The organism is Leclercia sp. G3L, assembly GCF_021117075.1.
Taxonomy (GTDB): Bacteria; Pseudomonadota; Gammaproteobacteria; order Enterobacterales; family Enterobacteriaceae; genus Enterobacter; species Enterobacter adecarboxylatus_C.
The window spans coordinates 711771-732082 of the sequence record NZ_CP088265.1 but is presented as its reverse complement, the minus strand read 5'-3'; the positions used below and the strand labels follow the sequence as shown (position 1 = coordinate 732082).

Annotated in this window: 23 protein-coding genes; 14 read left to right on the top strand and 9 right to left on the bottom strand. The window is 56.9% G+C overall.

The features are described 5' to 3' along the window. Positions 1 to 4 precede the first annotated feature (4 nt). Genes LRS40_RS04870 through LRS40_RS04860 form a run of 3 tightly spaced genes read left to right on the top strand, consistent with a single transcriptional unit; the run spans position 5 to position 2204 of the window. Positions 5 to 655, top strand: a complete 651-nt coding sequence (locus LRS40_RS04870; RefSeq protein ID WP_142487971.1) for a 3-keto-L-gulonate-6-phosphate decarboxylase UlaD — start codon at positions 5 to 7, stop codon at positions 653 to 655. Between the two features lie 9 nt (positions 656 to 664). After that, positions 665 to 1531: an L-ribulose-5-phosphate 3-epimerase gene (locus LRS40_RS04865; RefSeq protein ID WP_231313234.1), complete on the top strand. Its 867-nt coding sequence runs from the start codon at positions 665 to 667 to the stop codon at positions 1529 to 1531. Beyond that, positions 1518 to 2204 (top strand): L-ribulose-5-phosphate 4-epimerase, encoded by a 687-nt coding sequence (locus LRS40_RS04860; protein WP_231313233.1) that lies wholly within the window; start codon positions 1518 to 1520, stop codon positions 2202 to 2204. Before LRS40_RS04865 ends, LRS40_RS04860 begins: the two co-directional genes overlap by 14 nt. 79 nt (positions 2205 to 2283) lie before the next feature. Here LRS40_RS04860 and yjfY read toward each other — a convergent pair whose 3' ends face one another. Continuing rightward, complete coding sequence (yjfY, locus tag LRS40_RS04855; RefSeq protein WP_142487974.1) at positions 2284 to 2559, bottom strand: DUF1471 family protein YjfY; 276 nt, start codon at positions 2557 to 2559, stop codon at positions 2284 to 2286. Positions 2560 to 2902: 343 nt separating this feature from the next. Here yjfY and rpsF point away from each other — a divergent pair, with 343 nt between their 5' ends. The 5 genes from rpsF to LRS40_RS04830 all read left to right on the top strand — a co-directional run bounded on the left by rpsF (position 2903) and on the right by LRS40_RS04830 (position 5436). Then, the gene (rpsF, locus tag LRS40_RS04850) at positions 2903 to 3298 is read left to right on the top strand and encodes a 30S ribosomal protein S6 (RefSeq protein WP_011915632.1); all 396 of its coding nucleotides are present in this window, start codon (positions 2903 to 2905) and stop codon (positions 3296 to 3298) included. 6 nt (positions 3299 to 3304) lie between these two features. Then, positions 3305 to 3619, top strand: a complete 315-nt coding sequence (gene priB, locus LRS40_RS04845) for a primosomal replication protein N (protein ID WP_006178996.1) — start codon at positions 3305 to 3307, stop codon at positions 3617 to 3619. Positions 3620 to 3623: 4 nt separating this feature from the next. Beyond that, complete coding sequence (rpsR, locus tag LRS40_RS04840; protein WP_000135199.1) at positions 3624 to 3851, top strand: 30S ribosomal protein S18; 228 nt, start codon at positions 3624 to 3626, stop codon at positions 3849 to 3851. Between the two features lie 41 nt (positions 3852 to 3892). Further along, complete coding sequence (rplI, locus tag LRS40_RS04835; protein ID WP_142487975.1) at positions 3893 to 4342, top strand: 50S ribosomal protein L9; 450 nt, start codon at positions 3893 to 3895, stop codon at positions 4340 to 4342. Positions 4343 to 4494: 152 nt separating this feature from the next. Then, positions 4495 to 5436, top strand: a complete 942-nt coding sequence (locus LRS40_RS04830) for a DMT family transporter (protein ID WP_142487976.1) — start codon at positions 4495 to 4497, stop codon at positions 5434 to 5436. Between the two features lie 23 nt (positions 5437 to 5459). Here the strand turns inward: LRS40_RS04830 and LRS40_RS04825 are convergent, their stop codons facing one another. Then, positions 5460 to 6095: an OapA family protein gene (locus tag LRS40_RS04825; protein WP_142487977.1), complete on the bottom strand. Its 636-nt coding sequence runs from the start codon at positions 6093 to 6095 to the stop codon at positions 5460 to 5462. A 231-nt stretch (positions 6096 to 6326) separates the two neighbouring features. Between LRS40_RS04825 and fklB the strand changes: the two genes are divergently transcribed. Continuing rightward, on the top strand, positions 6327 to 6947 hold the full coding sequence (fklB, locus tag LRS40_RS04820; RefSeq protein WP_185902404.1) for an FKBP-type peptidyl-prolyl cis-trans isomerase: 621 nt from the start codon (positions 6327 to 6329) through the stop codon (positions 6945 to 6947). 306 nt (positions 6948 to 7253) lie between these two features. Beyond that, on the top strand, positions 7254 to 8663 hold the full coding sequence (gene cycA / locus LRS40_RS04815; protein WP_142487979.1) for a D-serine/D-alanine/glycine transporter: 1410 nt from the start codon (positions 7254 to 7256) through the stop codon (positions 8661 to 8663). Positions 8664 to 8728: 65 nt separating this feature from the next. Here the strand turns inward: cycA and ytfE are convergent, their stop codons facing one another. Further along, positions 8729 to 9391, bottom strand: coding sequence for an iron-sulfur cluster repair protein YtfE (gene ytfE, locus LRS40_RS04810; protein ID WP_106994067.1), 663 nt, complete (start codon positions 9389 to 9391; stop codon positions 8729 to 8731). Positions 9392 to 9633: 242 nt separating this feature from the next. Here ytfE and LRS40_RS04805 point away from each other — a divergent pair, with 242 nt between their 5' ends. Next, entirely contained in the window at positions 9634 to 11283 is a 1650-nt protein-coding gene (locus LRS40_RS04805) for a methyl-accepting chemotaxis protein (RefSeq protein WP_156262761.1), read from the top strand. 116 nt (positions 11284 to 11399) lie between these two features. On the opposite strand, the gene LRS40_RS04800 is transcribed toward LRS40_RS04805, so the two are convergent. The 3 genes from LRS40_RS04800 to LRS40_RS04790 all read right to left on the bottom strand — a co-directional run bounded on the left by LRS40_RS04800 (position 11400) and on the right by LRS40_RS04790 (position 14194). Then, complete coding sequence (locus tag LRS40_RS04800; RefSeq protein WP_231313863.1) at positions 11400 to 12365, bottom strand: DMT family transporter; 966 nt, start codon at positions 12363 to 12365, stop codon at positions 11400 to 11402. Positions 12366 to 12440: 75 nt separating this feature from the next. Beyond that, a complete protein-coding gene (locus LRS40_RS04795) occupies positions 12441 to 13265 on the bottom strand; it encodes an AraC family transcriptional regulator (RefSeq protein ID WP_142487981.1) in 825 nt (274 codons plus the stop codon). Positions 13266 to 13345: 80 nt separating this feature from the next. After that, the gene (locus LRS40_RS04790) at positions 13346 to 14194 is read right to left on the bottom strand and encodes an SDR family oxidoreductase (protein ID WP_231313232.1); all 849 of its coding nucleotides are present in this window, start codon (positions 14192 to 14194) and stop codon (positions 13346 to 13348) included. A gap of 89 nt (positions 14195 to 14283) precedes the next feature. Between LRS40_RS04790 and LRS40_RS04785 the strand changes: the two genes are divergently transcribed. Further along, complete coding sequence (locus tag LRS40_RS04785) at positions 14284 to 14664, top strand: helix-turn-helix domain-containing protein (RefSeq protein ID WP_197090553.1); 381 nt, start codon at positions 14284 to 14286, stop codon at positions 14662 to 14664. A gap of 122 nt (positions 14665 to 14786) precedes the next feature. Here LRS40_RS04785 and LRS40_RS04780 read toward each other — a convergent pair whose 3' ends face one another. Beyond that, positions 14787 to 16730 carry a bifunctional 2',3'-cyclic-nucleotide 2'-phosphodiesterase/3'-nucleotidase gene (locus LRS40_RS04780; protein ID WP_231313231.1) on the bottom strand — a complete coding sequence of 648 codons (1944 nt, stop codon included), beginning with the start codon at positions 16728 to 16730 and terminating at the stop codon, positions 14787 to 14789. A gap of 190 nt (positions 16731 to 16920) precedes the next feature. Here LRS40_RS04780 and cysQ point away from each other — a divergent pair, with 190 nt between their 5' ends. Beyond that, positions 16921 to 17661 (top strand): 3'(2'),5'-bisphosphate nucleotidase CysQ, encoded by a 741-nt coding sequence (gene cysQ, locus LRS40_RS04775; RefSeq protein WP_231313230.1) that lies wholly within the window; start codon positions 16921 to 16923, stop codon positions 17659 to 17661. Here cysQ and LRS40_RS04770 read toward each other — a convergent pair. Then, positions 17655 to 18212: a YtfJ family protein gene (locus tag LRS40_RS04770; RefSeq protein WP_142487986.1), complete on the bottom strand. Its 558-nt coding sequence runs from the start codon at positions 18210 to 18212 to the stop codon at positions 17655 to 17657. The genes cysQ and LRS40_RS04770 overlap by 7 nt on opposite strands. Positions 18213 to 18537: 325 nt before the next feature. Between LRS40_RS04770 and LRS40_RS04765 the strand changes: the two genes are divergently transcribed. Next, entirely contained in the window at positions 18538 to 18744 is a 207-nt protein-coding gene (locus tag LRS40_RS04765; protein ID WP_032616223.1) for a DUF1107 domain-containing protein, read from the top strand. A gap of 58 nt (positions 18745 to 18802) precedes the next feature. Here LRS40_RS04765 and LRS40_RS04760 read toward each other — a convergent pair whose 3' ends face one another. Next, positions 18803 to 20140, bottom strand: coding sequence for a hemolysin family protein (locus tag LRS40_RS04760; protein WP_142487987.1), 1338 nt, complete (start codon positions 20138 to 20140; stop codon positions 18803 to 18805). Positions 20141 to 20312: the final 172 nt, after the last annotated feature.

Sequence of the window (20312 nt, the reverse complement as noted above, 5' to 3'; positions counted from 1 at the left end):
GGAAATGTCATTACCAATGTTGCAGGTCGCGCTGGATAACCAAACCCTGGCCCACGCTTACGAAACGACACGTCTGATCGCCGAAGAGGTAGACATCATCGAGGTGGGCACCATTCTGTGCGTGGGGGAAGGCGTTCGCGCCGTGCGCGATCTGAAAGCGCTCTATCCTCACAAAATTGTGCTGGCTGACGCCAAGATCGCAGATGCGGGCAAAATCCTGTCGCGGATGTGCTTCGAAGCTAACGCCGACTGGGTGACAGTGATCTGCTGTGCGGATATTAATACCGCCAAAGGGGCGCTGGACGTTGCTAAAGAGTTTAACGGCGACGTGCAGATCGAACTCACCGGTTTCTGGACCTGGAAGCAGGCGGAAGAGTGGCGCGATGCAGGCATTCAGCAGGTGGTCTATCACCGCAGCCGCGATGCGCAGGCCGCGGGAGTCGCCTGGGGTGATGCGGATATCAGTGCCGTTAAGCGCCTGGCGGAGATGGGCTTTAAGGTCACCGTCACCGGCGGCCTGGCGCTGGAGGATCTGCCGCTGTTCAAAGGTATCCCGATTCATGTCTTTATCGCCGGGCGCAGCATTCGTGATGCTGCTTCGCCGGTGGAAGCGGCACGCCAGTTTAAACGTTCCATTGCCCAGCTGTGGGGATAAGGAGCGGTTATGTTAAGCAAGCAGGTGCCGCTAGGTATCTATGAAAAGGCACTCCCCGCCGGGGAGTGCTGGCTCGAGCGACTGAAACTGGCGCAATCGCTGGGTTTCGATTTCGTCGAAATGTCGGTGGATGAGACGGATGCGCGCCTTTCCCGTCTCGACTGGAGCCGCGAGCAGCGTCTGGCGCTGGTGAATGCGGTGGCCGAAACCGGCGTGCGCGTGTCCTCAATGTGCCTGAGTGCCCATCGTCGCTTTCCGCTGGGTAGTGAAGATGACGCCGTGCGCGCACAGGGGCTGGCGATCATGCGTAAAGCGATTCGCTTTGCCCAGGATGTAGGGATCCGCGTCATCCAGCTGGCAGGCTATGACGTTTACTACCAGCAGGCCAACAACGAAACGCGCCGTCGTTTCCGTGATGGTCTGAAAGAGAGCGTCGAGATGGCGAGCCGCGCCCAGGTGACGCTGGCGATGGAGATCATGGACTACCCGCTGATGAACTCCATCAGCAAGGCGCTGGGTTATGCTCACTACCTCAACAACCCGTGGTTCCAGCTCTATCCCGATATCGGCAACCTGTCCGCGTGGGATAACGACGTTCAGATGGAGCTACAGGCGGGTATTGGTCATATCGTGGCGGTACACGTCAAAGACACGCGGCCAGGCGTATTCAAAAACGTGCCGTTCGGCAGTGGCGTAGTGGATTTTGAGCGCTGTTTCCAGACGCTGAAAGAGAGTGGCTATTGCGGGCCCTGGCTGATTGAGATGTGGAGCGAAACCGCAGAAGATCCGCTGCAAGAGGTGGCAAAAGCCCGGGACTGGGTGCTGGAGCGGATGGCGCGGGCCGGGCTTATGGGAGGCGAAAATGCAGCAGCTTAAACAGCAGGTGTTTGAGGCCAACATGGATTTGCCGCGTTACGCTCTGGTTACCTTTACCTGGGGAAACGTCAGCGCCATTGACCGGCGTCGGGGGCTGGTGGCGATCAAACCCAGCGGCGTGGCCTATGAGGCTATGCGTGTGGAAGACATGGTGGTGGTGGATCTCGACGGCAAAGTGGTGGAGGGCCAGTGGCGGCCTTCGTCCGATACCGCGACCCATCTGGCGCTGTACCGGCGTTACCCCTCCCTTGGCGGCGTGGTGCATACCCACTCCACCCACGCCACGGCCTGGGCGCAGGCGGGGCTGGCTATTCCGGCACTGGGCACTACCCATGCAGACTACTTTTTTGGCGATATTCCCTGTACGCGGGCATTAACCGAAGAGGAGGTGCAAGGGGAGTACGAACTCAATACCGGCAGGGTGATCGTTGAAACCCTGGGTGAGAGCGAACCGCTGCACAGGCCGGGGATAGTGGTCTATCAGCATGGCCCCTTCGCCTGGGGTAAAGATGCGCACGATGCCGTGCATAATGCCGTGGTGATGGAGGAGGTGGCGCGAATGGCGTGGATAGCCCGCGGCATCAACCCTCATCTGCAACCTATAGACAGCTACCTGATGGACAAGCACTTTATGCGCAAGCATGGCCCGAACGCCTATTACGGGCAAAAATAAAAAAAGCCCCCGGGCAGGGGGCTAATTAGACTATGACAATATTTTCGTTGTTGGCTTTCCTGGTGCTAGCGTCAAAGCATTACCGGTAGATATCTGCGCTGACGTGCATATTGCCGTTGCTGCCCGGTTCACGGGTGAGCATGACGTGATAGTAGCGGGCATCCCGCGCTTCGGCTTCTGCAGTAATGGCTTCTGTTGCTTCGCTTTCCGTAGCGAAGTTGTGGTTGATATAAATGACGCCCAGACTTTGCACATCATCCATATTCCTGGCCTGTCGGCCGTCAACCTGAATCGCTGCTGTCGCGTTTGCACTGAGCAAAAGCGCAGCCAGAATGGCAAGGTTTATCTTTTTCATGATATGCGCTCCACGACAAACTACGGTGCGACGATAATCACTTCGGGTTTTGTCCTCAGAAGGGGTCTGATTAAAGTGTAACCCCTTATCTGGTGGGCAATGGCGACCATTTCTGATGCTGTTGTTCAAAAAAGCGCCGCGATCGTCCGTGAGCTATGGTAAATCACCCACTTAGACGAGCTTTGCGCTTTGTGCGAATTATTTGTGCAATGCGCTTGAGTTTCCAGGGGTCCGCAAGTATTATGACGCGTCAATTTTTCAGCCGACCTTTAACACGTTCCTTGCCTCCCCGGGCCTCGGCTGACCCAGACAGGAGGCTGAATAATCCGTAAGGAGCAATTCGATGCGTCATTACGAAATCGTTTTTATGGTCCATCCTGACCAGAGCGAACAGGTTCCGGGTATGATCGAGCGCTACACTGGTGCAATCACTGCAGCAGAAGGCACGATCCACCGTCTGGAAGACTGGGGCCGCCGTCAGCTGGCTTATCCGATCAACAAACTGCACAAAGCTCACTACGTTCTGCTGAACGTTGAAGCACCGCAGGAAGCGATCGATGAGCTGGAAACTAACTTCCGCTTCAACGATGCCGTTATCCGCAGCATGGTTATGCGTACCAAAAACGCAGTGACCGAAGCATCTCCGATGGTTAAAGCGAAAGACGAGCGCCGTGAGCGTCGCGATGATTTCGCAAACGAAACCGCAGATGATTCTGATGCTGGGGATTCTGAAGAGTAATTTCTGATGACCAACCGTCTGGTGTTGTCCGGTACCGTGTGCAGGACCCCCCTTCGTAAGGTCAGCCCATCAGGAATTCCTCACTGCCAGTTCGTGCTTGAGCATCGTTCAGTGCAGGAGGAAGCCGGGTTTCACCGGCAGGCGTGGTGCCAAATGCCCGTTATTATTAGCGGACACGAAAACCAGGCCATTACTCACAGTATAACGGTCGGTAGCGCAGTAACCGTTCAGGGGTTCATCTCTTGCCACAAGGCAAAGAACGGTCTGAGCAAAATGGTTCTGCATGCCGAGCAGATTGATTTGATAGATTCTGGAGACTAGCCATATGGCACGTTATTTCCGTCGTCGCAAGTTCTGCCGTTTCACCGCGGAAGGCGTTCAAGAGATCGACTATAAAGATATCGCAACGCTGAAAAACTACATCACCGAAAGCGGTAAGATTGTCCCAAGCCGTATCACCGGTACTCGTGCAAAATACCAGCGTCAGCTGGCTCGCGCTATCAAACGCGCTCGCTACCTGTCCCTGCTGCCGTACACTGATCGTCATCAGTAATCGGGCACGGTCCATTAATACGACTTTAAGAGGATAAGGTAATGCAAGTTATTCTGCTTGATAAAGTAGCAAACCTGGGCAGCCTGGGTGATCAGGTAAACGTTAAAGCGGGCTACGCTCGTAACTTCCTGGTTCCACAGGGTAAAGCTGTTCCTGCTACCAAGAAAAACGTAGAGTTTTTCGAAGCACGTCGTGCTGAACTGGAAGCCAAACTGGCTGACGTTCTGGCGGCTGCTAACGCTCGCGCTGAAGAAATCAACGCACTGGGCACTGTTACCATCGCGTCTAAAGCTGGCGACGAAGGTAAACTGTTCGGTTCCATCGGTACCCGCGACATCGCTGATGCAGTAACTGCAGCTGGCGTTAAAGTGGCTAAGAGCGAAGTTCGTCTGCCGAACGGCGTTCTGCGTACCACCGGTGAGCACGAAGTGGACTTCCAGGTTCACAGCGAAGTCTTCGCTAAACTGGTTGTTAACGTTGTTGCTGAGTAAGTAATTACTCGTCACCACGTCGAAGCGCCGGCCTTGTGCCGGCGTTTTGCTTTTTTAACGCGCCCTGTCCCACCTTTTGCCTTCCAGGGTAGCTATTCCTGCCGCATTCTCTGATAATAAAATGAAACGCCATTTTATCTTCGAGATTTGCTATGGACTCCGTTCTGCCCACGCCGATTTTTGCCCGTAAAAACATCGTTTTCGCCAGCGCGACGCTGTGCTGTTTGTTATGGGGAAGCTCCTATCCCGCCATTAAAAGCGGCTACGAACTCTTTCAGATTGCGACCAACGATATTTCATCAAAAGTCGTCTTTGCGGGTTATCGCTTTGTGTTTGCCGGCCTGCTGTTGCTGCTGTTAGCCCTTGCCCAGCGCAAGCCAATTGGTCGGCTCAGCCCCCGGCAGTTTGGACAGCTGACGGTACTGGGCCTGACGCAGACGGCTATCCAGTACACGTTCTTTTATATCGGTCTCGCTTACACGACGGGTGCCAAAGGGTCGATCATGAACGCGACCGCCACCTTCTTTAGCGTCATGCTGGCGCACTTTATCTATCAGAACGACAAGATCAGCTACAACAAAGCCCTCGGTTGTATCCTCGGTTTTGCCGGGGTAATGATCGTGAACTTCAATAGCGGCCTGCAGGACTTCCACTTTGTCTGGAATGGAGACGGTTTTGTGGTGCTGGCGGCGTTTATCCTTTCAGCGGCCACGCTGTACGGCAAACGTATTTCTCAGACGGTCGACCCGATGGTGATGACCGGCTGGCAGCTGGCGATAGGCGGGGTGATGCTGGTTGTCGGAGGCTATATCACAGGCGGAACGCTGGCAGTACCCAGCGTCAAAGCGGCGGCCATCCTCGGTTATCTGACCCTGCTCTCCTCGGTGGCGTTTGCGCTGTGGAGTTTGCTGCTGAAGTACAACCGCGTCAGTATGATTGCACCCTTCAACTTCTTAGTGCCGGTGGCAGGAACCGTCCTCTCTGCGATTTTCCTCGGGGAGAATATCCTTGAGATCAAATATGCCGTGGCGCTGGTGCTGGTCTGCTCGGGGATCTGGTGGGTCAACAAAGTGAGTGGAAAACAGGCCCGGTAAGCAACGCGCTACCGGGCGGACTGCTATTTAGCGCGGATAAAGCTGCCGTCAGACTGACGGGTAAACAGCACCTGCTGACCATTGCCGCTGTCAATGGTCAGCCCTGTCACCACGCCGCTCGCATTCTGGCGGATCTGCACCATCTGACCATTTTGCAGATTGCTCAGCGGCTTGCCCGCACCTTCAACCTGCGCCATCGCATAGACATCGGTCGGCGGCAGGTTGTGATCGCGGAACAGCTGCGCCATCGTTTTGCCCGGCTCTACGCGGTAGGAACGCCACTGCTGTTCGATACCCGGCACCGGCTGCGACTGCACGGGCGCGGCGGCCTGCTCCTGGGGTTGCTCTTCCTGAATCGGCTCCGGCTCAACCGGCGCCATCTGGCCCGGATCGTTAGAGGGGGAAACCAGCTGCGTCTGCATCGGTTGGCTATCGGGCTGCGGCTGCGTCTGCGAACGGAAATCCAGTTCGGCATCCCGGCGCACAGGCGCTGTCGCGCTGTCGTCAGCGCCTGGCAGCAGAAAACCAACAATAACCATCAGCGCACCGATGATAATGCCTCTGCGGTGCAGGGGCGGCAGCGGGTCCATGATGCGAAAGTTGTCTGGCGCATGCCAGATTTTCGTCAGGGTAGGTTTTAGTTCAAATGGCCCGGGCATGGCTCTCCTCCTGCTCCGCGTCTTTTTTCCTGTCCCGAGAAGTATAGTTTGCTAACTGCCTGATGAGCATTGCAAAGACGGCTTCCGTGACACACATTCGGGAAAAATCCAGATAGTCTCTATTGTTTCCGTTTCATCGCAATTTGTCATCTTTCCATAAGACAAAGTTTTACCGGATGGAAGGTGGCTGTTATGCTGCCCGCTACTTTAAATGTGATGGAAGGAAATCCCATGACCACCCCGACTTTTGACACAATCGAAGCGCAGGCAAGCTACGGTATTGGTTTGCAGGTAGGACAGCAGCTGAGCGAATCAGGTCTGCAGGGTCTGTTACCGGAAGCGCTGGTGGCGGGTATCGCCGATGCGCTGGAAGGTAAGCACCCGGCGGTTCCGGTTGATGTGGTTCACCGCGCGCTGCGCGAAATCCACGAGCGTGCTGACACCGTCCGTCGCGCGCGTTTTGAAGAGATGGCAGCGGCAGGCGAGAAGTTCCTCGAAGAGAACCGTGAGCGCGAAGGCGTGAACAGCACCGAAACCGGCCTGCAGTTCCGCGTGATCAATCAGGGTGACGGCGCAATCCCGGCACGTACCGACCACGTTCGCGTGCACTACACCGGTAAACTGATCGACGGCACCGTGTTCGACAGCTCCGTTGCCCGCGGCGAACCGGCTGAATTCCCGGTAAACGGCGTGATCCCAGGCTGGATCGAAGCTCTGACCCTGATGCCGGTTGGCTCCAAATGGGAACTGACTATCCCTCAGAACCTGGCCTACGGCGAGCGTGGCGCAGGCGCATCCATTCCGCCATTCAGCACCCTGGTCTTTGAAGTCGAGCTGCTGGAAATTCTGTAATTCCGCGCACTTTCCTCTCCCCAGCAGGGGAGGGGAAATCAGTTAAAAAACCTATAGTTACGCGCTAATCAACAGATTATCTTGCAAATGACCGCATTAAGTGTATTTTTGTGAGCTGTTTTGCGTGGCTTGAGTGATATGACACTCATTTTCAACATATTGTTAACATAATATTTAAATCATAGTATTCATCCCGCCGATTCTTACCTAATATCGATGAGTCCTTAACCGGGCCGTCGCTTTTCGACGTAATAAAGGGCCAGAAGAGCCTAAACAACACAGGCAGTTACAACAGGAAAACATCACATGGTAGATCAGGTAAAAGTCGTTGCCGACGAAGAGGCACCGTCTGAACAGTCGCTACGGCGTAATCTCACAAATCGTCATATTCAGCTTATCGCCATCGGCGGGGCCATCGGCACCGGGCTGTTTATGGGATCAGGCAAAACCATCAGCCTTGCCGGTCCGTCGATCATTTTTGTCTATATGATTATCGGCTTTATGCTCTTTTTCGTGATGCGGGCAATGGGAGAGCTGCTGCTCTCGAATCTCGAATACAAATCCTTCAGCGACTTTGCCTCCGACCTTCTCGGGCCGTGGGCGGGTTACTTTACCGGCTGGACCTACTGGTTCTGCTGGGTGGTCACCGGGATGGCCGACGTCGTCGCCATTACGGCCTATGCGCAGTTCTGGTTCCCCGGGCTGTCGGACTGGGTTGCCTCGCTGGCGGTAATTGTTCTGCTGCTGAGCCTTAACCTCGCCACCGTAAAAATGTTCGGTGAGATGGAGTTCTGGTTCGCGATGATCAAAATCGTCGCTATCGTTGGCCTGATTGTGGTCGGCCTGGTGATGGTCATGACCCACTTTACCTCCCCGAGCGGCGTTGAGGCCTCGTTCTCCCATCTGTGGAATGACGGCGGCTGGTTCCCGAAAGGGCTGAGCGGATTCTTTGCCGGCTTCCAGATTGCGGTCTTCGCCTTCGTGGGGATTGAGCTGGTAGGTACGACAGCTGCTGAAACCAAAGATCCTGAGAAGTCTCTGCCGCGGGCGATTAACTCGATTCCCGTGCGTATCATCATGTTCTACGTCTTCGCGCTGATCGTGATTATGTCGGTCACGCCGTGGAGCTCCGTTGTCCCAACCAAGAGCCCGTTCGTTGAGCTGTTTGTGCTGGTGGGTCTGCCGGCAGCGGCGAGCCTGATTAACTTCGTGGTGCTGACCTCCGCGGCCTCGTCGGCTAACAGCGGCGTGTTCTCCACCAGCCGTATGCTGTTCGGCCTGGCGCAGGAAGGCGTGGCGCCGAGCGCGTTCGCCAAGCTCTCAAAGCGTGCGGTACCGGCAAAAGGGCTGACCTTCTCCTGTATCTGCCTGCTGGGCGGCGTGGTGATGCTCTACGTGAACCCAAGCGTGATTGGCGCATTCACCATGATCACCACGGTCTCGGCGATCCTGTTCATGTTCGTCTGGACCATCATACTGTGCTCGTACCTGGTGTACCGCAAACAGCGTCCGCACCTGCATGAAAAATCCATCTACAAGATGCCGCTTGGCAAGCTGATGTGCTGGGTCTGCATGGCGTTCTTCGTGTTTGTGCTGGTGCTGCTGACTCTGGAAGAGGATACCCGTCAGGCGCTGATCGTGACGCCGCTGTGGTTTATCGCGCTGGGACTGGGCTGGCTGTTTATTGGTAAGAAAAGAATGGCTGGCGTAAGGTAAAAGCGAAACGGCAACGTCGGTTGCCGTTTGTAGGCCCGGTAAGCGCTAGCGCCACCGGGCTTTTTTTATTCCCCGGCCAGCGCCCGTGGGAACAGCACGTTATTCTCGAGGCTGATGTGCTCCATCAGGTCGTCGATCATCTCGTTAATCCCGTTATACATTGCGCGCCAGGTGGTGCAGGCATCTGCCGGCGGGGTCACGTTGTTGGTGATGTGCTTGATCACCTCCACCAGTTCACCGGCGTCGTCATGCTCGCTTTCCATCACGCTGATAGGCCCCATCGCCTGGCTACCCATCCCCTGTTTGATCATCGGGAACAGGATCTGCTCCTCTTTCATCATGTGGCTGGAGAGCTCTTCGTGCAGCATGGTCAGGTTCTTCGCCAGACCGCGCGGGACAGAGGCTTTCTCCGCATGGACGCGCTCAACTTTGGTCGCCTGCAGGATCAGTTCCGGCAGCTGCTCACGATGGCGGTCATGGTAGCGGACGATGATGTGATTGATGATTTCGCCCAGCGCCACGCTGCGCCAGTCTTTTTCCAGCGGCTGCTCAGCCAGTTTTGCCAGTTCAGCTTCGATGAGGTCCAGATCCAGTTCCTTACGCGATGCCGCCCGCGCCAGGGTTTGCTTACCGCCGCAGCAGTAATCCATATCGTATTTACGAAACAGCGCGGAAGCGCGTGGGATGGAGAGCGCCAGCTCGCCTAAAGGTTGGTCGCGGAAGGCCATGGTCGTTACCTCATCGTTATTTGATAAGATGCATTTTAAATGCATCTTTAAGATGAAGATATAACCCTTTAGGAGCAGAGGGTAAAAAGGAGGGTAATTCACAAAACTTTCTTATGGTTTAACTTGCTGAATGGATTTAATTATTTCCAAAAAATAGGGTGGTTAGACCACGAAACGTTAAATAACACGCCTGCTCTGCCGATATGTCCTCAACAGACAATGTCCTGCACATAAGGTTAAGAATGTTTAAACGGATTAAAGTAATCACCCTGTTAGTCTCGGTACTGCTGGTGCTCGGGCTGATGCAAATCATCGCCGCGACGGTTTTTATCAATGCCCTGAACAATGATAAGAGCAATTTCACCGTCTCCCAGCTGTCAAGCCAGAACGTGGCAGAGTTTACCGACGCGTGGATCAGTCTGAACCAGGCGCGCGTTACCCTTAACCGCGGCATGCTTCGTCTGCAAAGCAGTACGGCGACCGAGATCAACGGCACGCAGCTGGGCGAGCTGGTCACCGCCGGGAAATCCCTGCTGGCCGAAGCGCAGGGGCACTACGACAAATACTATGCCCTGCCGGAAACACCGGGTATGGATGAGAAGCTGGCCGATCGGCTGGAAGAGCAGTATCGCGCTTACCACACCACGCTGACGAAAATGAACGCACTGTTGGCCGAGGGCAAGCTGGACGATATGTTCAAGCAGAATGCCGAGAAGAAGCAGGTGGCGATGCAGGCTGTTTACCGCGAATGGCGTGAAGCGCAGGCGAAGCTGACCAGCGCGGGCATCACCGATAACGAGAACGACTACCAGCGTATCCTGTGGATCCTCTCGGCCATTATGGTGGTTGTGGTGGCGGTGATTGTCGCCAGCTGGATCGCCATGCGCAACGTGCTGCTGAAGCCGCTGCATGAGGTAATTGCGCATATTCGCGCCATTGCCGCCGGCGATCTGACGCAACCGATCGATGCCCGGGGTCAAAATGAAATGGCGCTGCTGGCGCATAACGTTCACGAAATGCAAAAGGCGCTGGCCAACACCGTGGGCGTGGTCCGCGATGGGGCGGACACCATTTTCACCGGCGCCGGTGAAATCTCCGCAGGCAGCAACGACCTCTCTTCCCGCACCGAGCAGCAGGCGGCCTCGCTGGAAGAGACCGCAGCCAGCATGGAGCAGTTAACCGCCACCGTGAAGCAGAACGCCGATAACGCCCGTCAGGCGTCACGGCTGGCGCTGGATGCCTCCTCTACCGCGAAGAAAGGCGGAAACGTGGTTGAAGGCGTGGTGCGCACCATGGACGAGATCGCCACCAGCTCCAGCAAGATTGCCCAGATCACTAACGTGATTGATGGCATCGCCTTCCAGACCAACATTCTGGCGCTGAACGCGGCGGTAGAAGCGGCGCGTGCCGGCGAGCAGGGGCGCGGATTTGCGGTGGTGGCAGGGGAAGTCCGTACCCTGGCCCAGCGCAGCGCCCAGGCCGCGAAAGAGATCAAAGGCCTGATTGACGACTCTGGCGCGCGCGTCAGCGCGGGTTCCGCACTGGTGAATGAAGCCGGCGCGACGATGGCGGAAATCGTCAGCGCCGTCACCCGCGTGACCGACATCATGGGCGAAATCGCTTCCGCTTCGGATGAGCAGAGCCGCGGTATCGACCAGGTGGGTCAGGCGGTGGCCGAAATGGATCGTGTGACCCAGCAGAACGCCTCGCTGGTTGAGGAGTCTGCGGCGGCGGCGGCGGCGCTGGAAGAGCAGGCGGCGCGCCTGAACGAGGCGGTGGCGGTGTTTAAGATTGTTCACGGTCAGGCGGCCAAAGCGGCACCAGTGAAAACCTATACCGCAAAAGCGAAACCGGTGCTGGCCACAACGGACGCTAACTGGGAAACCTTCTGACAGACGCCGGGTGGCGCTAACGCTTACCCGGCCTACGAAACCTGCCGGGTGGCGGCTTCGCCTTACCCGGCCTGGGAAACCGTAGGCCCGGCAAGCGTAGCGCCGCCGGGCAATATCTACAGCTCCGAAGCCGGAACGACCAAGGGTTTTTCCGGCTTCGCGCTGACCGCGATCACCACTCCCACCACCAGCAACACAATCCCCGTGCCGGTTAACAGCGGCGGCAGACTCTGGCGCATCAGGAAGGTATACAGCAGTCCGGCCAGGGTTTCGAAAACGATCAACGGCCCCAGGATCACCGTCGGCAATTTCTGGCTGGCGACGTTCCAGCACAGAGCACCTACCCACGAGCAGCAGACGGCAATCGCCACCATCAGCCCGAGGAAGACCCAGGGACGCGGCCCCAGCGGCAGGGCGAAGTCCGGCTGCTGCACGTTCAGCCAGGCGCAGGCGGCGAGATAGCCCAGCAGCGATACCGGCAGCGTTACCAGCGCCTGCGCGGTAGCCCACATCATCGGATGTTTGTCCGGATTTTCCCGCAGCCAGCGGGCATTACGCAGGGCATACCATGCCCAACAGACCACCGACACCGACGCCAGCAGGATCCCCGAGACATAGCGCCAGCCGCTGCCTCCAGCCACGCCGTGCCGCAGCTCGGCAATGTTGACGCAGGCCAGCCCCAGGGCAATGGCGATCAGCCCGGGCACCATCTTCGACCATGCCAGCTTGCCGTCGCGCTGGCTGTAGAGCAGATTGGCGAACACCGGGATCACCACCGGCAGCGTGCCGATGATCATCGTTGAGACGGGGGCCCCGGTACGCTGAATGGCGCTCGCCAGACAGATGTAATAGATGAGGTTGCCCATCATGGTCAGCGCCAGCGCGGTCAGCCAGTCGCGACCGGTAAGCTGGCGTAACCGCGCGCGGCCGAGCCAGGCGATCGGCAGGGCGATCAGCCCCAGCGCCAGGTAACGCCCCATCGACTGCAACGCCGCCGGGTACTCCGGCACAATCAACGGGCCGACAAAAATCAGCCCCCACATCAACCCTGCAAGCAGGGCATACAACACGCCGCTAACCATTTTTCTATCCATTTTCGCTGAACCTGCTGGCAGTGTAGAAAGGCAAAAGGGGGGCGTATTGTATGAGATTGCGCATTAGCGCTTCGCGACCTGTTTCTGGTAGCGCACGGGGGTGATGCCGTACCGACGCGTAAACGCCCGGGTCAGGTGCGACTGATCGGTCAGGCCCGTCGCGGCGGCCACTTCTGCCGCCGGGAGCCCTTGAGTAAGAAAGGCTTTGGCGCGCCACAGGCGGATCGCCATCAGCATCTGGTGAGGCGTGACGTGAAAATGGGCCTTAAACTGGCGCTGGAAATGATACGGGCTGAGCGACACCACCTGCGCCAGCTCATCGAGGGTCAGGGAGTGCATATAGTTGTCATGCAGATAGTCGCGCACGCGCTCGAAGCGATGCGTCCCTTCGTGCAGAACCGGGGCATGGCGCGCCAGCGGCTGGAAGGTATCAATCAGATCCAGCAGCATTCCCTTTTGCGCCAGCGGATCGTCGGTATGCCACAGGCCATAGATCAGCTGCCCGATCTGCTGCGAACGGCGGGGATCGTGGCGGGTGACCTCGCTGAACCACCAGTGGCGGATACCCGTCACCTCTTCCAGCAGATCCGGCTCGAGGTAGATCATGCGGTAGCGCCAGCCGTCGGCGGTTTCGGCCTCGCCGGTATGCAGCTCATCGGGATTCATGGTCACAACGGAATGGACGGGAGCGACGTACTGCGTTCCGCGATAGCGAAAGCGTTCGGCACCGGCTTCAATAGCGCCGATACCGAAGGCCTCGTGGGTGTGGGGCTCAAAGGCGTAGCGGGAGATATGGGCGTGATACAGCTCCACGCCCGGCAGCTGCGCCAGATGGCGAAAGCGCGCGCTGTCTCTCTCATCGAAGAACTGTTCGGGTACGCCTTGCACGGTGAGCCTCCTCGCGGGTCAGATCTCATTATCAGAGATGACCCGCAGGGATGCCACAATAATTAACCAGCTTTTAACAATTACAGGATGCCCTTCACGCTCTCGGCCAGGGAGGTAGTCGGACGTCCCAGCAGCGCGCGCAGAGTATGGCTGTCATCAAACAGACCGCCCTTCGAGGCACCAACGTCGGAGTCGGCCAGCATATCCGCCAGGCCCGCCGGTAAGCCCACGCCCTTCAGCGCGGCGGCAAAATCGGCTTCGCTCAGGTTCTGGTACACCACGTTTTTCCCGCTCTGGCGGCTCAGTTCGGCAGCCAGGTCGCCTAACGTCCACGCCTGGTCGCCTGCCAGCTCATAGACTTTACCGGCATGACCCTCTTCGCTGATGACGCGGGCCGCAGCGGCGGCATAGTCGGCGCGGGTGGCAGAGGCGATTTTGCCTTCATCCGCAGAGCCGATGAACACGCCATGCTCAAGAGCCGGTGGGGCGCTGGCGAGGTAGTTTTCGGTATACCAGCCGTTACGCAGCAGGGCGTAAGGAATGCCGGAGGCTGCCAGCGCTTTTTCGGTGTCGACGTGTTCCACGTGCAGCCCCAGCGGGGAAGTGTCGGCATGCAGCAGGCTGGTGTAGGCGATAAATTTCACGCCCGCCGCCTTCGCCGCGTTAATCACGTTCTGATGCTGCGGTGCACGCTGGCCCACTTCGCTGGAGGAGATCAGCAGCAGTTTATCCACGCCCGCAAGCGCGGCAGTGAAGGCGGCCTGGTCGGTGTAATCGGCCTGACGGACGGTCACCCCCTGCTGGCTCAGCGCGTCGGCCTTCGCCGGGTTACGCACAATGGCGACCAGCTGGCTGGCCGGAACGGTTTTCAGCAGCTGTTCAATAACGAGTTGGCCAAGCTGGCCGGTAGCGCCGGTAATCGCGATCATGATGAATATCCTTCGTCTCGTGTGAATGTTGTGGCACACTAACACTCAAGCTAACTTTTAGTAAGTACGTACAAAAAGGTAAGTATCAAATGACGAATCCAACCCTTAGCGAGCAACTGCGCGACGGCAATCTCTTTGCCGAGCAGTGCCCTTCCCGGGATGTGCTCAAGCATGTGACCAGCCGCTGGGGCGTGCTGATCCTGGTGGCGCTGCGTCAGGGGACGCACCGCTTTAGCGATCTGCGCCGCAAGATGGGCGGGGTGAGCGAGAAGATGCTGGCCCAGTCGCTGCAGGCCCTGGAGCAGGATGGGTTTATTAATCGCGTGTCGTACCCGGTGGTACCCCCGCACGTGGAGTACAGCCTGACGCCGCTGGGAGAGGAGGTGAGCGAGAAAGTAGCGGCGCTGGCCGACTGGATCGAGCTGAATTTACCCCAGGTGATGAGCAACCGGGACGAGCGTGCGGCGTGATTGCCTGGCTGGCGGTTTTGTAGGCCCGGCAAGCGAAGCGCCGCCGGGCATTGTGCGGCCTGATTGCCGGGTGGCGGCTGCGCCTTACCCGGCCTACGAAACTACAAAAACCGCACTTGCTTTTACCTGCTTAAATCTACCTGATAAATCGCGAACCCAATCTCATCGGTCGCGACCTGCTGCATCGGATACTGCGCTTTCTCTTTGATAAACGCCGCCGCTTTCTCGGATGGCGATGTCTCAAAGCGAACATCCAGCTTCACGTCGCTGTGGATCGGCGCCAGACGCCAGTTGTTATCCGCTGCCGGGTGGATTTCACCCGATTTTTTCGACTGCTCTCCGATCCACGCCGCCAGCACCGAGCGGTTCTCGTCCGGGGAGGCGAAGGCGATATGGCTGTCGCCGGTCCCGGCAAACTTACCGCCGTAGGCGCGATAGTTGTTGGTCGCCACCAGGAAGGTCGCTTTTGGATCGATCGGCTTGCCGTTGAAGGTCAGATTCTTGATACGCTCCGCCTGAGCATTCACCACCTGGCACTCGCCGTCATATTTCGCCGGCCGGGAGACATCAATCTGGTACTCCACGCCGTCGATCACGTCGAAGTTATAGGTGCGGAACCCGTCCCAGTTGATCAGCGACTGCGGCTGGGTGCTGTTCTTATCGATTTGGTTGAACTGTCCGGCCGAGCACTCCAGCCACTCCTTCACCTCCTGGCCGGTGGCTTTGACCACCACCAGGGTGTTCGGATAGAGATAGAGGTCGGCGGCGTTACGGAAGGTCAGCTGGCCTTTTTCCACTTCGACGTAGCTGGCCGGATCGTTCTTGCGCCCGCCCACCTTAAACGGCGCGGCGGCGGAGAGCACCGGCAGTTTCGCCAGGTCCGGATCGCCCTGAATATAGCGCTCCACGTAGGCTTTCTGCGCCATGTTCACCACCTGCACGGTGGGATCGTCCTGCACCAGCGACAGGTAGCTGTACATGTTGTCGGAAGACTTACCGATCGGCTTGCTGACAAACTCGCGGGTGGCGTCGTGGTCGTGCTTCAGCACCTCGACGATCTTTTTATCCTCGCCCACCAGCGCTTTTTTGGCCGCCAGATCGTAAATCGGTCGCGCTTCGGCCTTCGACTCAGTGACCTGCCATTTGCCGCCGTCATTATTCAGCACCAGATCGACCACCCCAAGGTGATCGCCCCACATGCCCGGCATCACCGCGGGCACGCCGTTGAGCGTCCCTCTGGCAATGTCCGCCCCTTTAATGCTGGCGAAATCTTTGCCCGGGAACACCGCGTGGGCGTGACCGAAGAGAATGGCGTCGACGCCTTTCACTTCGCTGAGGTAGTAGACCGAGTTTTCCGCCATCGCCTGATACGGATCGGCAGAGAGACCGGAGTGGGCCACCACCACCACCAGATCGGCGCCTTTCTCGCGCATCTCCGGCACATACTTACGGGCGGTTTCGGTAATGTCGTTGACCGTCACTTTGCCGCTCAGGTTGGCCTTATCCCAGGTCATGATCTGCGGCGGCACAAAGCCGATATAGCCAATCTTCAGGGTCTGCGGTTTCCCGTCCTGGTCGACCACGGTAGTCTCTTTGATCAGATAAGGGGTGAACAGCGGCTTGTTGGTCTTAACGTCGATGATATTGGCGTTAACGTACGGGAATTTGGCCCCGGACAGCGCCATGTGCAGATAATCCAGCCCGTAGTTAAACTCATGGTTACCGAGGTTGCCCACCGCGTAACCCAGCGTGTTCAGCGCCTTGTAAACCGGGTGGATATCGCCCTTTTTCAGACCTTTCGCCGCCATGTAATCGCCAAGCGGACTACCCTGAATTAAGTCCCCGTTATCGACCAGCACGCTGTTTTTCACTTCGCTGCGGGCGGCGTTAATCAGGCTGGCGGTGCGCACCAGACCAAACTTTTCCGTCGGCGCATCTTTGTAGTAGTCGAAGTCCATCATATTGCTGTGCAGGTCGGTCGTTTCCAGAATGCGGAGATCGACCGTCGCCGCCTGTACGCTCGCTGCAATCAGCGTCGCCAGGAGCGTTGCGCTAAACTTAATCATCAGAGGAGTCCTTTTTTTGAACCAGGCCACAAAAGAATATGTATCTATATTTTTTTGCTTACAGAATTGTGAATCCTGCCAGAAAAAAGAGCCCTGAAACCGGAATTGCTTCACAGATAGCGGATTTATTCACAATGCGATATAAATAAAACAAAGAGTTAAACCCACTGTGTTAACAAAGAGGTGGAGAATGTTAGATAAAATTTGTCAGCTCGCACGGGATGCGGGCGATGCCATTATGCAGGTCTATGATGGCAAGCTCCCGATGGACGTGATCCAAAAAATCGATGACTCACCGGTGACCGCCGCCGATCTCGCGGCGCACGGGGTGATCCTGCAGGGTCTGCAGGCGCTGACGCCCGATATTCCGGTGCTGTCAGAAGAAGATCCTCAGCCCTGGGACGAACGCCAGCACTGGCAGCGTTACTGGCTGGTCGATCCGCTGGATGGCACCAAGGAGTTCATCAAACGTAATGGTGAATTCACCGTGAACATTGCCCTGATTGAGAAAGGCAAAGCGGTGCTGGGGGTGGTCTATGCCCCGGTGCTGAAGGTGATGTACAGCGCCGCCGACGGCAAAGCGTGGAAAGAAGAGTGCGGCGTGCGTAAGCAGATTCAGGTGCGTGATGCCCGTCCGCCGCTGGTGGTGATCAGCCGTTCGCACTCGGATAACGAACTGCAGGAGTATCTGCATCAGCTGGGTGAGCATCAGACAACCTCGATTGGCTCCTCGCTGAAGTTCTGCCTGGTGGCAGAAGGGCAGGCGCAGCTCTATCCTCGTTTCGGGCCGACCAACGTCTGGGATACGGCGGCAGGCCACGCCGTTGCCGCCGCCGCGGGAGCGCACGTTCACGACTGGCAGGGCAAGCCGCTCGACTATACCCCGCGTGAATCCTTCCTCAATCCCGGCTTCCGGGTCTCGCTTTACTGACCGAGCAGCTTATGCAGCAGGGCAATCACCTGCTGCACCTCTTCCTGGGTCAGCGCCCCGTCTTTCGCCCACTGAACGCGGCCCTCTTTATCCAGTACGGCCGCCGCTGAACTCTCTTCTTCCAGCTGCCACGCGCCGCGTGCCGTACCGTTACTGTCGACGATGATCTGCGACCACGGATAGAGCTTTTTATTGCTCTCCAGGCTGCTGCGCACAAACATGCCCGAGCCCGGGATCGCATCGTCGGTGTTGACGATGGTGGTGGTCTGGTAACTATCTTTTGGTAAATGTGCCGACTTGATCGCTTCAATCAAGGTTGCGTTTTTCTCTTTTGCCGACGAGCGGCCGGCAATATGTAGCACAACTCGCACTTTGCCTGGGAGCTGCGCGCTATTCCATTTTTTGTAGCTAAACTCATTATTGTCGAGGATCAATTCTCCCCGGTCGGCAATGCCCACCGGCGGCACACGTTGTCCCTTCTCGAAATTATGTGCAGAAGCCATCAGTGGCAGCAACAGGCAGGCAGTTGCCAGGATGTTACGTAGGGTCATGGTGTTTCCTTATTTTTTTGGCAGGTGATCCGACCACTTGGTCATAGGTTTTAATCATAAGTGCGATCGCGGCGCTTTACCCGCAATCCCGGTGCCAGAGTGAGGGGGAACGCACATATCTGCACAAAAACGAAGGCATATACTGTTCGAAAGTGACCATTGCAAAGAATATTCTGATTATTTGTCATCAAAAGGTAAATAAACTTATGCAGACTGGGTGTCACCGTTTTTCTCGTCTATAGTCATTGGGCAACAAAATTTGCGCTCCAGAGAGTCGGCCCGATTGTGGCGCCGCAAGAGCGTATGATTCGCAGGAGATAATAGAATGAAAATTTTTCAACGCTACAATCCGCTTCAGGTGGCGAAATACGTAAAAATCCTGTTCCGTGGACGGTTGTATATCAAGGATGTTGGCGCTTTTGAGTTTGATAAGGGCAAAATCCTTGTCCCAAAAGTGAAGGATAAACAGCACTTTTCTGTGATGTCCGAAGTCAACCGTCAGGTTATGCGTCTGCAAACTGAGATGGCTTAACCAACGTGCTATGCAGTAAAAAAAACGGCTCCCAAAGGGAGCCGTTGATGTTTCTGGCTTAGGCCGAAGCGTTCTCTTCGGCATCCGGCAGTTTCGGCACCAGCACGGTGGGCTTGTTGTCGATGCGCGTCACCAGCAGCTGGTCGATGCGGTAGTTGTCGATATCCACCACTTCGAACTTGTAGCCCGAGAACTTCACCGAGTCGGTGCGTTTCGGGATCTTACGCAGCATAAACATCATAAAGCCGCCAATGGTCTCGTAGTTGCCGGACTGCGGGAACTCGTCGATATCCAGCACGCGCATCACGTCGTCAATCGGCGTGCCGCCGTCCACCAGCCATGAGTTCTCATCGCGCGCCACAATCTGCTCTTCCAGACCCTGTCCCACCAGGTCACCCATCAGGGTGGTCATCACGTCATTGAGGGTAATGATCCCCACCACCAGCGCGTATTCGTTCATGATCACCGCGAAGTCTTCCCCGGCGGTTTTGAAACTTTCCAGCGCCTCGGAGAGCGTCAGGGTGTCCGGGACAATCAGCGTATTGCGGATCTGCACGCCGCTGTTCAGGGCCAGGCTCTGGTTCGCCAGCACGCGGTTCAGCAGGTCCTTGGAGTCGACATAGCCAATGATGTGATCGATATCTTCATTGCAGACCAGGAACTTGGAGTGCGGATGTTCCGCCACCTTGGTCTTCAGGCTCTGCTCGTCTTCGTGCAGATCGAACCAGATCACGTTCTCGCGGCCGGTCATTGATGACGGCACGGTACGGGACTCCAGCTCAAACACGTTCTCGATCAGCTCATGCTCCTGCTTACGCAGCACCCCTGCCAGCGCACCGGCCTCGAACACGGCGTAAACGTCATCAGAGGTGATGTCGTCTTTACGCACCATCGGCAGCTTGAACAGGCGGAAAATGGTGTTCGCCAGGCCGTTAAAGAACCACACCAGCGGACGGAACACGAACAGGCAGAAGCGCATCGGGTTGATGATGCGCAAAGCCACGGCTTCGGGCGCAATCATACCGATGCGTTTCGGGGTCAAATCGGCAAACAGAATGAACAGGCCGGTCACCAGCGAGAAGGAGAGGATAAAGCTCAGCTGCTCGGAGAGTTCAGGGGAAAAGTACTTAGAGAACACGCTATGGAACACCGGGGAGAAGGCGGCATCGCCGACAATACCGCCCAGGATGGCGACCGCATTGAGGCCAATTTGCACCACGGTGAAGAACATCCCCGGGTTTTCCTGCATTTTCAGCACACGTTGAGCATTAATATCGCCATCATCGGCGAGAAGTTTGAGTTTAATTTTACGGGATGCGGCCAGGGAAATTTCTGAAATTGAGAAAAATGCACTGACGGCTATCAGACAAAGTATTACTAAAATACTGTTTAACATATCTTATCCGGCTTCTCGCCAGATCCTCGGAGGGAAGTTGGTCACACAGGGTTGTAGACATTTTGAACACCGGTCCGAAGCGGTAGGCCGGTTATTTCAGCGGCTAGTATAGCGTAATGAACTGTAAAGTCGCCAGAGATCACTTTTTGAGCCGGTTCTGCCCACAAACAGG

Bases quoted from the DNA above. Each gene is read 5' to 3' on its own strand.
- LRS40_RS04870 (WP_142487971.1), top strand. From the start codon at position 5: ATGTCATTACCAATGTTGCAGGTCGCGCTGGATAACCAAACCCTGGCC.
- LRS40_RS04865 (WP_231313234.1), top strand. From the start codon at position 665: ATGTTAAGCAAGCAGGTGCCGCTAGGTATCTATGAAAAGGCACTCCCC.
- LRS40_RS04860 (WP_231313233.1), top strand. From the start codon at position 1,518: ATGCAGCAGCTTAAACAGCAGGTGTTTGAGGCCAACATGGATTTGCCG.
- yjfY (WP_142487974.1), bottom strand. From the start codon at position 2,559: ATGAAAAAGATAAACCTTGCCATTCTGGCTGCGCTTTTGCTCAGTGCA.
- rpsF (WP_011915632.1), top strand. From the start codon at position 2,903: ATGCGTCATTACGAAATCGTTTTTATGGTCCATCCTGACCAGAGCGAA.
- priB (WP_006178996.1), top strand. From the start codon at position 3,305: ATGACCAACCGTCTGGTGTTGTCCGGTACCGTGTGCAGGACCCCCCTT.
- rpsR (WP_000135199.1), top strand. From the start codon at position 3,624: ATGGCACGTTATTTCCGTCGTCGCAAGTTCTGCCGTTTCACCGCGGAA.
- rplI (WP_142487975.1), top strand. From the start codon at position 3,893: ATGCAAGTTATTCTGCTTGATAAAGTAGCAAACCTGGGCAGCCTGGGT.
- LRS40_RS04830 (WP_142487976.1), top strand. From the start codon at position 4,495: ATGGACTCCGTTCTGCCCACGCCGATTTTTGCCCGTAAAAACATCGTT.
- LRS40_RS04825 (WP_142487977.1), bottom strand. From the start codon at position 6,095: ATGCCCGGGCCATTTGAACTAAAACCTACCCTGACGAAAATCTGGCAT.
- fklB (WP_185902404.1), top strand. From the start codon at position 6,327: ATGACCACCCCGACTTTTGACACAATCGAAGCGCAGGCAAGCTACGGT.
- cycA (WP_142487979.1), top strand. From the start codon at position 7,254: ATGGTAGATCAGGTAAAAGTCGTTGCCGACGAAGAGGCACCGTCTGAA.
- ytfE (WP_106994067.1), bottom strand. From the start codon at position 9,391: ATGGCCTTCCGCGACCAACCTTTAGGCGAGCTGGCGCTCTCCATCCCA.
- LRS40_RS04805 (WP_156262761.1), top strand. From the start codon at position 9,634: ATGTTTAAACGGATTAAAGTAATCACCCTGTTAGTCTCGGTACTGCTG.
- LRS40_RS04800 (WP_231313863.1), bottom strand. From the start codon at position 12,365: ATGGTTAGCGGCGTGTTGTATGCCCTGCTTGCAGGGTTGATGTGGGGG.
- LRS40_RS04790 (WP_231313232.1), bottom strand. From the start codon at position 14,194: ATGATCGCGATTACCGGCGCTACCGGCCAGCTTGGCCAACTCGTTATT.
- LRS40_RS04785 (WP_197090553.1), top strand. From the start codon at position 14,284: ATGACGAATCCAACCCTTAGCGAGCAACTGCGCGACGGCAATCTCTTT.
- LRS40_RS04780 (WP_231313231.1), bottom strand. From the start codon at position 16,730: ATGATTAAGTTTAGCGCAACGCTCCTGGCGACGCTGATTGCAGCGAGC.
- cysQ (WP_231313230.1), top strand. From the start codon at position 16,921: ATGTTAGATAAAATTTGTCAGCTCGCACGGGATGCGGGCGATGCCATT.
- LRS40_RS04770 (WP_142487986.1), bottom strand. From the start codon at position 18,212: ATGACCCTACGTAACATCCTGGCAACTGCCTGCCTGTTGCTGCCACTG.
- LRS40_RS04765 (WP_032616223.1), top strand. From the start codon at position 18,538: ATGAAAATTTTTCAACGCTACAATCCGCTTCAGGTGGCGAAATACGTA.
- LRS40_RS04760 (WP_142487987.1), bottom strand. From the start codon at position 20,140: ATGTTAAACAGTATTTTAGTAATACTTTGTCTGATAGCCGTCAGTGCA.